The sequence below is a fragment of the Kouleothrix sp. 19917 genome (genome assembly GCF_057073505.1).
In genome coordinates this window covers 4,951,441-4,965,525 of record NZ_CP097099.1, presented here as the reverse complement: position 1 = coordinate 4,965,525, position 14,085 = coordinate 4,951,441, and the positions used below count along the sequence as shown (strand labels likewise).

7 protein-coding genes are annotated in these 14,085 nt (G+C 64.5%); 4 read left to right on the top strand and 3 right to left on the bottom strand.

The annotated features are described in order from the left end of the window. The first annotated feature begins 246 nt into the window (after positions 1–246). From M1P90_RS20020 to M1P90_RS20010, 3 genes are all read left to right on the top strand, one after another. On the top strand, positions 247–1,182 hold the full coding sequence (locus M1P90_RS20020; protein WP_483697064.1) for a ring-cleaving dioxygenase: 936 nt from the start codon (positions 247–249) through the stop codon (positions 1,180–1,182). Positions 1,183–1,388: 206 nt separating this feature from the next. After that, entirely contained in the window at positions 1,389–2,165 is a 777-nt protein-coding gene (locus M1P90_RS20015) for an ABC transporter ATP-binding protein (protein WP_483697063.1), read from the top strand. 129 nt (positions 2,166–2,294) lie between these two features. After that, a complete protein-coding gene (locus M1P90_RS20010; RefSeq protein WP_483697062.1) occupies positions 2,295–4,052 on the top strand; it encodes a putative ABC transporter permease subunit in 1,758 nt (585 codons plus the stop codon). A 179-nt stretch (positions 4,053–4,231) separates the two neighbouring features. Here M1P90_RS20010 and M1P90_RS20005 read toward each other — a convergent pair whose 3' ends face one another. Both M1P90_RS20005 and M1P90_RS20000 read right to left on the bottom strand, forming a co-directional pair. Next, on the bottom strand, positions 4,232–4,990 hold the full coding sequence (locus M1P90_RS20005) for a DUF11 domain-containing protein (protein ID WP_483697061.1): 759 nt from the start codon (positions 4,988–4,990) through the stop codon (positions 4,232–4,234). 143 nt (positions 4,991–5,133) lie between these two features. Next, positions 5,134–11,007 (bottom strand): beta strand repeat-containing protein, encoded by a 5,874-nt coding sequence (locus M1P90_RS20000; RefSeq protein ID WP_483697060.1) that lies wholly within the window; start codon positions 11,005–11,007, stop codon positions 5,134–5,136. Positions 11,008–11,548: 541 nt separating this feature from the next. Here M1P90_RS20000 and M1P90_RS19995 point away from each other — a divergent pair. After that, the gene (locus tag M1P90_RS19995) at positions 11,549–12,970 is read left to right on the top strand and encodes an HsdM family class I SAM-dependent methyltransferase (RefSeq protein ID WP_483697059.1); all 1,422 of its coding nucleotides are present in this window, start codon (positions 11,549–11,551) and stop codon (positions 12,968–12,970) included. A gap of 154 nt (positions 12,971–13,124) precedes the next feature. Here M1P90_RS19995 and M1P90_RS19990 read toward each other — a convergent pair whose 3' ends face one another. Continuing rightward, positions 13,125–13,859 (bottom strand): hypothetical protein, encoded by a 735-nt coding sequence (locus M1P90_RS19990; protein ID WP_483697058.1) that lies wholly within the window; start codon positions 13,857–13,859, stop codon positions 13,125–13,127. Positions 13,860–14,085: the final 226 nt, after the last annotated feature.

The window sequence follows — 14,085 nt, the reverse complement described above, 5'->3', positions numbered from 1 at the left end:
CCTGCACCATTCAAACCTGCCACATTCAAACCTGCAACTCTTTGCGCTCTTTGCGCTCTTTGCGGTTGATAGCTCCGCTCGTCGCAACCTGAGAACCTGCCAACCTGCAAACCTGAAACCTCCGCTCCCCTAGCTATTGACATCATGATAGTTTAGTGGTAAACTATTGTCAGCACACAAACCACCCGCCGCGATGCGGCGTTCTTTTCGGTCGGAATGTTTAGTGCTAAACAATTTGGAGAACCTATGAACACGCAACTGCTCGGCATTCACCACGTCACCGCGATTGTTGGCGAGCCGCAGGAAAATATTGATTTCTACACCCGCGTGCTTGGCCTGCGCCTGGTGAAGCAAACCGTGAACTTCGACGACCCCTACACCTATCACCTCTACTATGGCGACGAAAGCGGCCAGCCCGGCACGATCATCACCTTCTTCCCGTGGCCGGCCAGCCGCCACGGCAGCAGCGGCACCGGGCAGATCAGCGCCATCCAGTTTGCGGTGCCGCTTGGCGCGCTACCCTTCTGGCAGGCGCGGCTTGCCGATGTTGGCTGGCGCTATGGCGGCCCGGAAACGCGCAACGGCGCAGCCGTGATCCAGCTCTACGACCCGGCCGGGCTGCTGCTTGAGCTGGTGGAAACAGTGGGCGAGGCGCACCGCTCGGCTGCGGGCGACGTTCCCCCGGCGGTGGCGATCCAGCGCCTGGCGGGCGTGACGCTGACCGTGGCGCAGGCGGCGCCGAGCGCTGCGTTTCTGGCCGAACTGCTCGGTTTCCACGCCGCCGAGGGTGCGCTTGTGCTCGGCGAAGGCGCGAGCGCCGCAAGCGTGACGCTGCTTGAGCGGCCGAATGTGCCGCGTGGCTCGATTGCGGCCGGCTCGGTACACCACGTCGCCTGGCGCGTGCCCGAAGCGGCGGCGCTGGAGGCGTGGCGGCAGGCGCTGCTGGCTCAGGGTGTTGGCGTCACCGAAATTCGCGAGCGCAAGTATTTCCAGTCGATCTACTTCCGCGAGCCGGGCGGCGTGCTGTTTGAGATCGCCACCGACGCGCCGGGTTTCGCCGTCGATGAGCCGCTTGCGACTCTGGGCACGCAATTGCAGCTGCCGCCCTGGCTGGAAGGGCAGCGCGACGAGATTGCACGCCGCCTGCCGCCAATCGTGGCGCCGGCCGCGCTGAGCGAATAACGGCAGGTGATTGAGTCGCAGAGGCCACGGAGCTTTCCTTCTCCGTGGCCTCTGTGTTCTCTGTGGCGTATTTGGTGCGCGGCTGCCCAACACGAGGGTGCCTGCGCACTTTGTGCTATCATGCAACCCTGCGCGCCGCAGGCGCGTATACCCTACAGCCGCATACATCCCAGCCACATGCACTCACCCACTGAAACGAGATGATGATGAACCCACCGAACGGCCTGCCGCCGATTATTGAAGCCGTTGGCTTGCAGAAGCGCTACGGCGATACCCTGGCGGTGAAAGGCGTCGATCTGCAGGTGCGCCCTGGCGAGATTTTTGGCTTTCTGGGGCCGAATGGCGCGGGCAAAACCACGACCATCAAAATGCTGATCGGCTTGCTGCGCCCCTCGGCGGGCGTGGCGCGCATCGGCGGGCACGACATCCAGCGCGAGCCGATTGCCGCGAAATCGCTGATTGGCTACGTGCCCGACCAGCCCTACCTGCCCGAAAAACTGACCGCGCGCGAGTTTCTCGATTTCATTGCCGGCCTCTACCAGCTCGACCGGGCGGCGGCGCAGCGGCGCGGCGAAGAGCTGCTGAAGCTGTTCGACCTTGAGAATCGCGGCGACGAGCTGGTGGGCGGCTACTCGCATGGCATGCGCCAGAAAACCGCGCTGGCCGGCGCGCTGCTGCATAACCCGCAAGCCTTCTTCCTCGACGAGCCAACCGTGGGCCTCGACCCGCGCAGCGCCCGCCTGATTAAAGACATTTTGCGCGGCGTGGCCGAGCGCGGCACAGCGGTGTTTCTCACCACCCACATTCTTGAGATCGCAGAGCGCATGTGCGACCGCGTGGCAATTATCAGCGGCGGGCAGGTGATTGCTACCGGCACAATGGACGAGCTGCGCGCCGGGCATACGGGCGCGAGTCTGGAAGATATTTTTCTGGAGCTGACCGGCGGCTCGGAAGAAGCCGAGATTGCGGCGGCGCTGGCGTAGCGTTGTGTTTGTAAAACCACGAACTCGGTGGAAGAATTACGCACTACTCACTACGCACTTGGCATATAGTCAGTAATGCGTAGTGCGTACCTGTTCAGAGCCGCACAAACCTGTGTGTAGTAAGAAACAATGATTCATGCAATTGGCGTGCTGATCCGCACGCGCTTCATCATTGCGCGCAATAGCTTCTGGCGCGGCAAAGTGGCGAATAAAATTGGCCTGTTGCTGCTGGCGGTGGGCCTGTGCGCGGCCGCCTACGGCCTCTACTGGCTGTCGCGCAGCATTGTGCGCGGCCTGACCAGCCCGCGCTTCGCAGAGCTGCTGGCGCGCGCCGCCCGCGAGGGCGCGGCCCTGCCACCGGGCTTCAGCGTCGATTTCCGCACCTACCTGCTGGCGGTGCCGTCGGTGGTGCTGTTTGGCGCGCTGGTCATTCTGGTGCTCACCAGCTTCACCACGGTGCTGTCGTCGCTGTACCTGTCGGGCGATATCGACATGCTGCTGGCCGCGCCCGTGCCGATGCGCGCCGTGTTTGTGGTGAAGTTTTTTGGCGGCCTGCTGGTGCCCTACCTGCTGCTGTTTTTCCTGCTTGGGCCGTTTCTGGTGGGCTTTGGGCAGGGGTTAGGCTTTGGCGCGGCCTACTTCGTCGTGGCAATTGTGACGCTGCTGCTGCTGCCGCTGCTGCCCATGGGTCTGGGCGCGCTGCTCACAATGGCGGTGGTGCGCGTGATCCCGGCGCGGCGCGCGCGCGAGATCGTTGGCGTGCTGGGTGGCATGGTCGGCATTGCCTGGTATATTTTCAGCCAGTTTTCGCGCGAGCTGGCCCCGCAGGTAAGCAACACGCGCATGCTCGATTACCTGCGCCGCTTCGACACCCCGCTCGCGCCTTCGGCGTGGGCCAGCCGCGCGCTGATTGCGGCGGGCGAAGGGCGCTGGGGCACCCTGGCGCTCTACGGCGGCCTGTTTGTGGCGCTGTCGGCGCTGGTGTTTGGCGCGTGCCTGCTGCTGGCCGAGCGGCTGTACTACGCCGGCTGGTCGAATATGGCGACGCAGGGTGGGCGCGTTCGCAGGCGCGTGAAGGACGAGCGGCGCGCAGGCGCGGCCAGCAAAAGGCCGTGGGCGCTCGGCCTGTGGTCGTGGGTGTTGCCCGCGCAGTCGCGCGCCGTGCTGGAAAAAGACCTGCGCGTGTTTCCCCGCGACCTGCGCAATCTCCAGCAGCTGATTTTCCCGCTGGTGCTGGCGGCGATCTGGTCGTTTCGGCTGATCAGCGGTGGTGCGAGCGCGCCCGACCCCGAGACGCCCGCGTGGTTCGCTTCCTTGCAGGCCTTTACCTCGGCCGGCATTAGCTTCTACATCTGCCTGGTGCTTTCGGGCGCGATGGGCGGCGCGGGCGTAAGCCGCGAAGGGCGTGGCTTCTGGCTGCTGAAAACCGCGCCAATCAGCTCGATGCGCCTGCTGCTGGGCAAACTTGCGCTGGCCTACCTGCCGTACCCAACCGTGGGCGTGCTGTTTACGGTGGCGCTGGGCGTATTGCAGCGCAGCAGCCCGGCCGACGTTGCGCGCTCGCTGGCGCTGGTGCTGGTGGCGGGCCTGGGCGTGGTGAGCATCACGGTCGGCATTGGCGCGGCCTTTCCCAAGCTGAACTGGGAGAACCCGCGCCAGCAGAATTCGTTTCGCGCTGGCTGCCTCGCGCCGATCGCCTACCTCGTGTACATCGTGCTTGGGCTGGGTATTGTGCTGTTTCTGCCCGTGCTGGGCCAGTTCGCGCCCGAGTTCGCCACCGCGCTGGTGCTGTTAAGCTGGGCGCTGTTTCTGGCGCTGACCGGGCTGGTGGCCTGGGGCGCGCTGTCGATTGGCGCGGCGCGGCTCGATCTGCTGGAAGTGGGCTAGGGCGCTTTCAGCGCAGGGGTTAGGGTGTGGGGAATAGGGTTTGGGAATTGCAATGCTGACGTTCTTTCCCTGTTTTCGCCTTGTCTTTTAATAATGCGGTTGCAATTCTGCCGGTGGCCAGCAAACAGCAGAGCCGTCGCACTGTGCGACGGCTCTGCTGTTTGTGATGGGGAAGCTGCTTAGAACTGCCGCAGGCGGCGCATCAGCAAGCTCAGGGCGAACGCCACCAGGCCAACCAGCACGCCCAGGACGATGAGTTCCTTATTATCATCGCCTGCGGCGGTGCGTGGGAGCTGGCGCGGCGCGGCCGTGGGCACAGGTGTGGCTGTGAGCGGCTCGGCGGTGGGCGTGGCCTCGCCAATAATGCTGAACGTCGTTTCGCTGCTGTTATTGCCGGGGTCGTCGCCGGGGCTGCTGGTGGTGATGCTGACGCCATTGCGGCCAACCGGCGGCTGGGCGCGCTCGTTGATGCGCACGCGAATGCGAATGGTCACTTCCTCGCCGGGCGCAACCGGCCCGACATTCACAATCACAGTGCGGCCATTGCTCGACACATTGCCGCGCGTGGTGGTCGCTTCAATCACATCCATATAATCGGGGATGGGGTCGGTCACTACCACGTCGTTGGCGGTATCGTTGCCCCGGTTCGTGACTTTGATCGTGAAGGTCACTTCGTCGCCAATGCGCGCCTCGCCTACATTCACCGACTTGGTCACTGCCGGGTCGGCAATGCCGGGTTTGTCGCGGTGGGGAGTGGCGATTGGGGTGCGTGTATCGGGTGTGCTGGTGGGCGTGCGGGTGGGTTGTTCAATCGGCGTTTCGCTGATGGCGGCGAGCGGCGCGGCTGTGCTGCGCGGCAATGAGCTGGTGAACAGGCCGATCGAAAGAATGCTAACCCAAAATATTAAAAAAATAACTTTCCAGGTTGCCAGTTTCATAATAAATAACTCCTGTTGCAAAAAGAATAAGAGATTTTTCCTTCGTTTGTTATAGAACCGCTGCGCAGGCGAGCGAAGACGCGCGGGCTGGGTCATGTGCCTGAAGCAAGCCATGACCCAGCCGAACACAGATCAACGCTGAACTACCTGCTCGTTACAATTGGCCCATATTCGTGGATCGTGCCGTCGAGCTCGATTTCCTGCAGCCAATAATAATACATTGTAGCCTGAGAGTTGGGCGTGTCAATCCATGAATAGCTTGCACCTCCATTACGACCCGCCGCCAGAATGATAGTGGACGTGATGCGGCTGGCGCTGCTGCGCTGCCGGGAGGCGCTGCGGTAGAGGTGGAAGCCCCACGTATTGCGCTCCGCGCCGGTAGCCCAGCGCACTGCTACCTGCTGGCCCTGCCAGCGCGCGGTGAAGCTCAGCAGCTGAATCGCGGTGGGTGGCCCCTGCCCCGGCGGTATGTACGTGATGGTTGGGTCATTGGGCTCAGTCGTGTCGGGGTCGTCGGTCAGCGTCGTCGGCGCATTTGAGGCCCCGATGGTGCCCTGGTTTTTCACAAAATTGGGGCTGACCGGGTTGTTGATAAGCACGTCGAAGTTGATGTGCACGCTGGCGCCGGGCGGCAAGGTGCCGATTGCGATCTGAATGGTAGTATCGCCCGCATTATTGCCTTTCAGGATCGTGCCCTGGCTGGCGACAACGGTGCCGACCTGGAATGTGACGTTTCGGAAGAAGCTGGTCGGGTTGTCGTTGAATGTCACGTTGGTTGCCGCCACCTGGCCCTTGTTGGTGATGCGCACAAGGTAGGTGAGTGTGTCGCCTGCGCTGAACTTGCCATTGCTGTTGGCGTCGCCAGTCAGGAAATCCGACTTCTCGGCAACGAGTGTTGGCGTGGGCGTGACGGGTATGCGCGTTGGGTCGCCGGGCGCGGGCGTGCTTGGGTCGTCGGTGGGCGTGTCGGGAATGTTCGAGCCGGTGACCAGGCCCTGGTTCTCGATGCGCGTCACATTTGATGGCAGCGGTTTGTTGATGGTGGTGCGGTAGCTAATAGTGACACTTGCGCCGGGCGGCAGGTCGCCAATTGCCACGCGCACGGGCGGTGTGCCGGTGTTGCCGTTCTGCACGCTGCCCAGGCTGGTGCTCACCGAGCCGGGAACCAGCGTGGTGTTCGGGTCGGGCGTGTCGGTATAAACCAGCGCCAGCGCCGGGATGTTGCCGCGGCTGGTGATGATCACGCGATACTGGAGCGTGTCGCCGGGCGAGACGCGCTTGTCGTTGTCGGCATCGACCGCCAGGCTCACCGTCTTGTCGGCGCTGATGGCCGGGTCGAGCCGAATGGGCGTGACCGTCGGGTCGCCCACCGGCAGCGTGTCGGGGTCGTCGGTGGCGAGGCTGGGGAAGTCGCCGCTGACGACGCCCTGGTTCGAGACCTGGGTAATACTGGCCGGCACGGGGTTCTTGATCCGCACCTTGAAGCTGATGGTGACAATGCCGGTGCGCGCGGGCAGCGTGCCGATGGTGATGCGAATGGTCTGGTCGCCGTTCGCATTACCTTTTTCCACCGTGCCCTGGCTGCTTCGCACAGTGCCACTCACCAGGACGACATTGGTTTGCGTCGTGGTGAGTGTGCCAGAGATGATTGCGCGCACGTCGGGCGCGTCGGTGAAGAGCACGCCTGTGGCGCTGGCGCTGCCGGTGTTGCGCAGCGTGATCTGGTAGAGCAGGGTGTCGCCGGGCGAGGCCACGCCATTGCCATCCGCATCAGTGTCGAGCAGATCGACTTTGCTGGCGCTCAGGCGTGGCGCGCGCACCAGCGGCGTGATGGTTGGGTCGCCAATTGGCGGCGTGGCAGGGTCGTCGGAGGGCACGGTGGGGAAGTTGCCGCTGATCAGCGCCTGGTTAGCCACCTGCGTCACCGTTTCGGGCAGCGGGTCGTTTACTACCACCTGGAAGGTGACGGTGGCGCTGCCTCCGCTTGGCAGGCCGCCAATGTCCACGGCCACGCTGCGGTCGCCAGCGGTGTTGCCACGTGTGACGGTGCCGAGCGTGCTGGTGACCGAGCCAGCCACCAGGGTGGTGTTCGGGTCGGGCGTGTCGTCCAGGGCGACGCCGGTGGCCGTGCCATTGCCGGTGTTGCGCACCACAATCGTGTAGCGCAGCGTGTCGCCGGGCGAAGGCACGCCATCGGCATCGGCGTCGCGCGCCAGGTCGTCGGTTTTCTGGGCTGCAATCGCGGGCGCGGGCGTCAGCGGCGTGATGGTCGGGTCGTCCTGCGCGGGCGTGTCGGGATCGTCGGTGAGCACAGCCGGCCCGCTGCTGGAATTAAAGACACCCTGGTTGGCAACCTGCGTCACGCCAGCGGGCAGCGGGCTGTTGATCCGCACCCTGAAGCTGATTGTGGCGCTGCCGCCCGCGCCCGGCAGATCGCCCAGCGCCACAGCCAGGCTGCGGTCGCCAGCGGTGTTGCCGCGCGTGACGGTGCCCAGGTTGGTTTGCACGCTCCCCGCTACCAGCGTGGTGTTGGGGTCGGGCGTGTCGGCCAGCGCAAGGTCGGCGGCGGCGATGTTGCCGGTGTTGCGCACCACAATCTGGTAGAGCAGGGTGTCACCGGCGGAAGGCGCGCCGCTCAGGTCGGCATCGCCAACCAGCGTGTCGGTTTTGGTGGCGCTCAGCTCGGGCTGCGCCACAATAATAATGATGGTTGGGTCGTTGGGTCGCGGCGTGGTTGGGTCGTTGGTGGGGACGGGCGGGTGGTTGCTGCTCGTCACCAGGCCCTGATTTTCCAGCCGCGTCACGCCAGCCGGCAGCGGTTTGTTGATGGTGGTCCGGTAGCTGATTGTGACGACTGAGCCAACCGCCAGCGTGCCGATCTGCACGGCCACTGGCGGCGTGCCGGTGTTGCCGCCCGTCACGGTTCCGGCGTCGGTCTGCACGCTGCCTGGCACCAGCGTGGTGTTGGGGTCGGGCGTGTCGGAATAGACCACGTCGAGCGCGGCGGTGTTGCCGGTGTTGCGAATGACGATCTGGTAGACCAGCGTGTCGCCGGGTGAAACGACGTTGTTGCCGTCGGCGTCGTTCAGCAGGCGCGCGGTTTTGTCGGCGCTAAGCTCGGGCGCGGCCGACACTGGCACGCGGGTCGGGTCGTTCGGCTGCGGGGTGCGCGGGTCGTTGGTGCGCACGGCGGGCAGGTCGGTGCTGCCAACCACGCCCTGGTTCACCAGTTGCGTCACACCCACCGGCAGCGGGTTCACCACCACGACGCGGTAGCTGATTGTGACGGTGCCATCGGGCGCGGGGATGCTGCCGATATCGACACCAATCGGCGGCGTGCCAGCGTTGCCCGACGTAATTGTGCCTTGCGTGGTTGTGACCGAGCCAGGCACCAGCGTGGTATTGGCGTCGGGCGTATCGGAATAAACCACGCCAGCCGCTTCGGTGTTGCCGGTGTTGCGAATGATGATGGTGTAGCCCAGCGTGTCGCCGGGCGAAACGACATTGTTGCCGTCGGCGTCGATCAGCAGCGCGGGCGACTTATCGGCTGCAAGCACGGGCGCGGCGGTGACGGGCGTGATCGTTGGGTCGCCAGCCGTGGGCGTGGCCGGGTCGTCGGTAAAGAAGGTTGGCTGCTCGTTGCTGGTGACGGTGCCCTGGTTGGCGATCTCGCGCACGCCACGCGGCAGCGGGTTTGCCACCACCACGCGGAACACAATCGCTGCGGCGGCGTTTGGCGCGATCTGGCCGGCTGGCGCGCCGGGGCTGTTGATCGCGCGCGATTGTGTGAAGGGCATGATGCCGCCCGGCAGGTCGGGCACGGATGCGCCATTCAGCGTGGTGCTGCCCGGCACATAGCTGGTGTTGGCTGGCACCGCGTCGGTGAATGCCACGCCCGAGGCCGTGCCGGTGCCGGTATTCTGCACATTGATGCGGTATTCTACTGTGTCGCCGGGCGAGCCGCCGGGCGGCGCGGTGTCGGCCACAATCGCGTCGGTTTTGGTGGCGCGCAGGTTCACCACCGGGTTGAAGGCGCGCGCCTGCTTGGGCGGAATCGGGCCGCTGCCATCTTCGTCGGCGGTGGCGATGTTGACGATTGCCGCGCTGACGTTCGCGTTCACGGTGGCGCGGAACTGCACCACTGCCGCCGCGCCGGAGTCGATCTGGCCGGCTGGCGCGCCGGGGCTGTTGATCAGGCGCGGCTGCGTGAAGGGCATAATGCCGCCGGGCAGGTCGGGCACGGCTGCGCCGTTCAGCGTGGTGCTATTCGCCACATACGTCACGCCCGCCGGCATGGGGTCGACCAGCGTGCTGCCGGCCGTGGGTGCCAGGCCAACATTCGGCACGCGCACATCGTAGGTCACCACCTGGCCGGGGCCAACCGGGCCGGTCGGGTTGGCGCTTTTCACGGGGGCAATGCTGGCCGCGCGCGTGATCGCCGGGTTGGTCGTCACCGAGCCGTTCAGCGGCGTCTGGCCCTGGCAGCTTACATAGCTGTACGTCCACGATGCGCGATTTTCGAACTGAAACGAGGCCGGGATGCTATCGACGCGCACTTTGAACGAGATGAGTTTGCCGGTTCCTTCGGCAATATCGCCAAGCGGCACGCCGGCCACTGGGTTCGCGCCAGCCTGCACGACGCCGCCAATCGTGAAGGTGCCTGGGATGAAGCTGGTGCCAGCGGGCGGCGCGTCGGTAAAAATAACATTCAGCGCAGTGGCGGTGCCCTGGTTTTCCACACGCACGCTATAGGTCAGCGTGTCGCCCGCAAACGTTGCGGCCTTGTCCACGGTTTTGACATCGGGCGGGAAAAAGGGCGCGCCAATGTCGATCTGCGTGCCAAGCGCATTGATGACATACTGGTCGCCGGCCGAGGTGCCGCGCGCCACTGCGCTGGTCTGGGCGTTTTGCAGCTGCGCCGACACGTCGAGGTTGGTAATATCCCAGCCCTGGCGGGCGCCAGCGCGGTTGACGCCGGTGAGCGCGTTCTGGTTTTGCGTGCCAAACGAGCCAGTGGTGTTCAGCGTGCCGTTATCCTGATTGATCTGCGAGCCAAAGAAGTTATGCAATGGGTTGTTTGGCCCCGAGACGGCAGTGAGTGTTGCGGTGTCGCGCCCAAACTGCATCTGGTCGTCCACCCGGTTGGCGTCGCCTTCCGAGGCGCTGAGCATCAGCCGCCCCGAGAGCGGGCCGGTTTGTGGCGTGCAGAAGCCCTGCACCACCGCGTCGCTTTGCTCCGATTTGTTGGTTACTTCGTTGCCCACAAACAAGGTCAGGTTGCGGGCCGGCAGCGTCTGGTTGCCATAGATCACCGCCAGCGTCCAGCCAGCGTTGTTGCGGGTTTCCTGGCCCAGGCCGGGCGTGTCGGATTGTGTGGCGGGCACGCCGCCAACGCTATAGGTTCCCGCGCCAGCCGCGCGCACCTGCGCCGTGACATCGGCCCAGCGCACATAGAAACAGGGCACAACCTTGGGCGGCACCATCGTCTCAGGGTCGGAAGCGCAGGTGCCATTCGGGCCTTTGGTGCCCAGCGTCGTGCCGGCGGCTGGCGCGGGCGCGACGGGGGCAGCCGCATTGGCGGGCGTGGTGAAGCTGATGCTCTGGTCGAGCGATGCGCTGACATCTTCGCCGCCATAGCTGTAGCTGCCGCTCCAGATCAGTTCAGCGCGAATGATTGTGCTGCCAGCCGGAATAGCGAGCACTGCCGACGAGCCATTCTGCTGCCAGAGGGCGGTGGTGCCAGCCGGGTAGGTTGCGTCGCGCAGGGCCGGGTTGGTGCTGATAAACGCGCCAATGCCGTCGACCGTGCCGGGCGCATTTGCGCCGGCGCGCTTGCTCAGGCCCAGCGTGTTGCCGGTAAACGTCATTGCGCCCTGCGTGGTGATGCTGAAACGGTTGACGTAGGCAGCCTGGGCTGGGCGCACACTGGTGAGGCCACTCACGGGCAGCAGCGCTATAATCAGCAGGGCGATCAGCAGCCGGCGGGTGGTGCGGCGCGCGTAGAACGGTTGCTTCATGAAGACCCTCACTCTGCGCTAGATGCGCCTGGCGCATCGAAACAGCGCCAGCGCAGGCTTATGTGATGGAACGAAGGGTTGCTAAAGGAACACAGCCTTGCTGCAACAATTGAGCGACTGTGCAAAATGCCGTGATACGAAACCAGATCGAATGAAGTGACTCGGCTTTGCCGAGCCTCCGGGGCTGCTTCGGGCGGATTGCGGGCGTATGAAGCTGCCGCATCGGATTCGGTGCTGCATTGGCTGCACTTGCGCACAGCCGCCAATATGACTGTTCCTGAAACGTAGGACGCTAGTATATACTACTTTTTGTTTTAATGTGCATTTTACCGTTTAGCGTGTTGCAGCACCAGAATGGCGAAAATGCCTGTTTCCGCGCCGTTCGCCGATGGTGCTGGCTGTTGCGCCGGGCAGGCAGGAGGTGATTACTACACGCGCGTTTATACCCATTTTCTAGATGTTGTATGCTTCTTCCACAATTTCCACAAAATGTGGATAGATTACTGCCAAGGGCTTGAGCCGAGGCGGAGAATAGCGATTTATGCCGAAAGCAAGCGCGCACCGGCGCGCATTTGGCCAATATTTCACGCCCGCGCCGGTGGTTGCCTGCGCCTACGCCCTGCTCGAAGGGTGCTTGCCCGCCGCGCCGCGCATTGCCGACCCGGCCTGCGGCGATGGCGCATTTCTGCTGGCGGCGCGCGAATTTGCCCCGCAGGCCGAGCTGGCCGGCTGCGACCTGGACGCGGCGCTGGTGGCACAACTGCAGGGCGCCGGGCTGGCGGGTGTGCGCTGCGCCGACGGCCTCGACCCGGCCAGCCTGCCGGCGGGCGCGTTCGATGCGGTGGTAGGCAACCCACCCTTTGGCGTGCGCGCTTCACGCAGCGCATCGCTGGCGAGCGAAGTGCGCTTTCTGCTGCGCGCTGTGGAGCTGGCGCGGCCGGGTGGCTCGGTGGCGCTGGTGCTGCCAAACGGTGTGCTGGCGAACGAGCGCCTGCGCGAATTGCGCGCCGGCCTGCTTGCGCACAACACGGTGCTGGCGGTGGTGGCGCTGCCGCGTGGCACTTTCTACGGCACCGGCACCACAGCGGCGTGCAGCCTGCTGCTGCTGCGCCGTGCTGCGCCATCACCCGAACATCAAATATTGTTCGCCCTGCCCGAAACGCTGGAAGAACTGCCTGCCGTGGTGTCGGCCTTTCGCAGCGGCGCGGCTGGCCGCCAGCCCGAATGTTTCTGGCTGGCACAGCAGCCCGGCCTGTCCCGGCTCGACGCAGCCTTCTGGCGGCCAGCCGCGCGCGCGCTGATCGAACGCATGCGGGCGCGCTGGCCTTTGCAGCCAATGGGCGCGCTGCTCGGCCCCGGCGAGGTGATTGCCGGCGACCATGTCCGCCCGTCGCGTGGCGAGGCGCGTGGCGCAGGCCTGCCCTACGAGTACTACCAAACCCGCGAATTCCTGCCGGCTGGCTACAACTACGCCCGGCTCGAACGCTGCGACGCGCGCGCCCATGCCCGGCTGCGCCACACTGCCGTGCAGCAGCACGACGTTCTGGTGTCGTGCGCGGGGGTGGGCGGCGCGGGGCGCGGCCGGGTGTGCCTGCTGACGCACCAGCCCGGCGCGTCGTGCACTGGCGATGTGCTGATCATCCGGCCGCGCGCGCTCGACCCGGTGTTTTTGTTCCTGTTTCTGGCCAGCCGCGCCGGCCGCGAGCAGTTGTTGCGCTTGCAGAACGGCGTTGGCACGGTGAACCTGAGCGTCGACGAGCTGTTGCAGGTGCAGGTGCCGCAGCTCGCGCCCGCGCAGCAGCGCGCCCTGGCCGAACGCTACGCGCCCGTGGCAGCCGCCCACGCCGCTGCAATGGCCGCGCAGGCGGCGGGCGACATAGCCGCCTGCGCGCAGGCACGCGCCCACGCCGAAACTATGCTTGGCGCGCTGCTGGCCGAGCTTGAGGCGCTGGTGTTGGGATAACACTGCTCAGATAAGGACGTTTACCACGAAGACACGAAGGCATCAGAATACTCAAAATAGCCGTGCCTTGATACTTGTTTGAACGGTGCGCAGTGCATGAAAAAGCCGCGCGGCAACAATTGCCACGCGGCTTTTTCTGGGAGCGCCTGTCGCGCTATTGCGGCGCATTCACGCTGATGTTCGGGTCGTTGATATCGTAGAACGTGGTGAGGATGCTGGTGGTGACGGCGGGCGTGTCGCCACTCTGCGGCACCGCGATCTCAATGTTCTGCTGGTGCAGGAAGCTATCCTGCGTGCCGATCCAGAAATCGTACTTAATCGTCAGCTTGGCAATTTCGTCGCGCGTTTGCGCGGGCAGCATGTCGGCATTTTCGCCCGAAAGCGCCAGCGCGTTAGTGCCGCTCAGCCAGACCTGGTAGCGCGTGGCCGGCACGTCGCCCACATTTTCGGGGCCAAAGTTGATGATCGCGCTGGCCTTTTCCTGCAGCAAGTTGAACTGCGCCGACAGCGGCTGGGCCTGAATGCCGCCCATCGCCGAGCCGTCGGTACGCTTCCACGGGCCGCTGCCAATGCGCTGGTAGACGGCCGGACCAATCTGGATGGTGTAAATTAAATCTTTCGAGAAGGCGCTGCCCAGCCAGGTGCTGCTGCGGTCGGGAAGCACGGCTTCGCCGCCGCCATAGAGCGAAATTTTCTGGTCGCCGCTGCTGATGGTGGAAAGCAGCTTGAAGCGCGCCGTCGCGAAATTGTTGACAAACGGCAGCGCATTCGTGTGCTCGGCGGCGCGGGCCGGCAGCGCCAGCGCAACAATCGCGGCCAGCACGGCGCACCAGAACAGCATAAACCACAGGCGATGCTGGTGGGCGCGCTGCCAAACATGGGTGAGCATCGGGTGTCCTTTCTGAAATTGATAACGGAACACCACGATTATCCATTTTCGTTGGGCGCGCTTCAAGCGTGCAACCTTAACGTTGCGTTACAGCTCTACCGCAATAGGCAGTAGGCAGTAGGCAGTGAGCAGGAACCAGGGACCGAGAACCGAGAACCGAGAACCAAGAGCCAACGAGTCTCGCTCATCAACCCCAATTCACGAAGCTGGTTTGTGTGCTTTATAG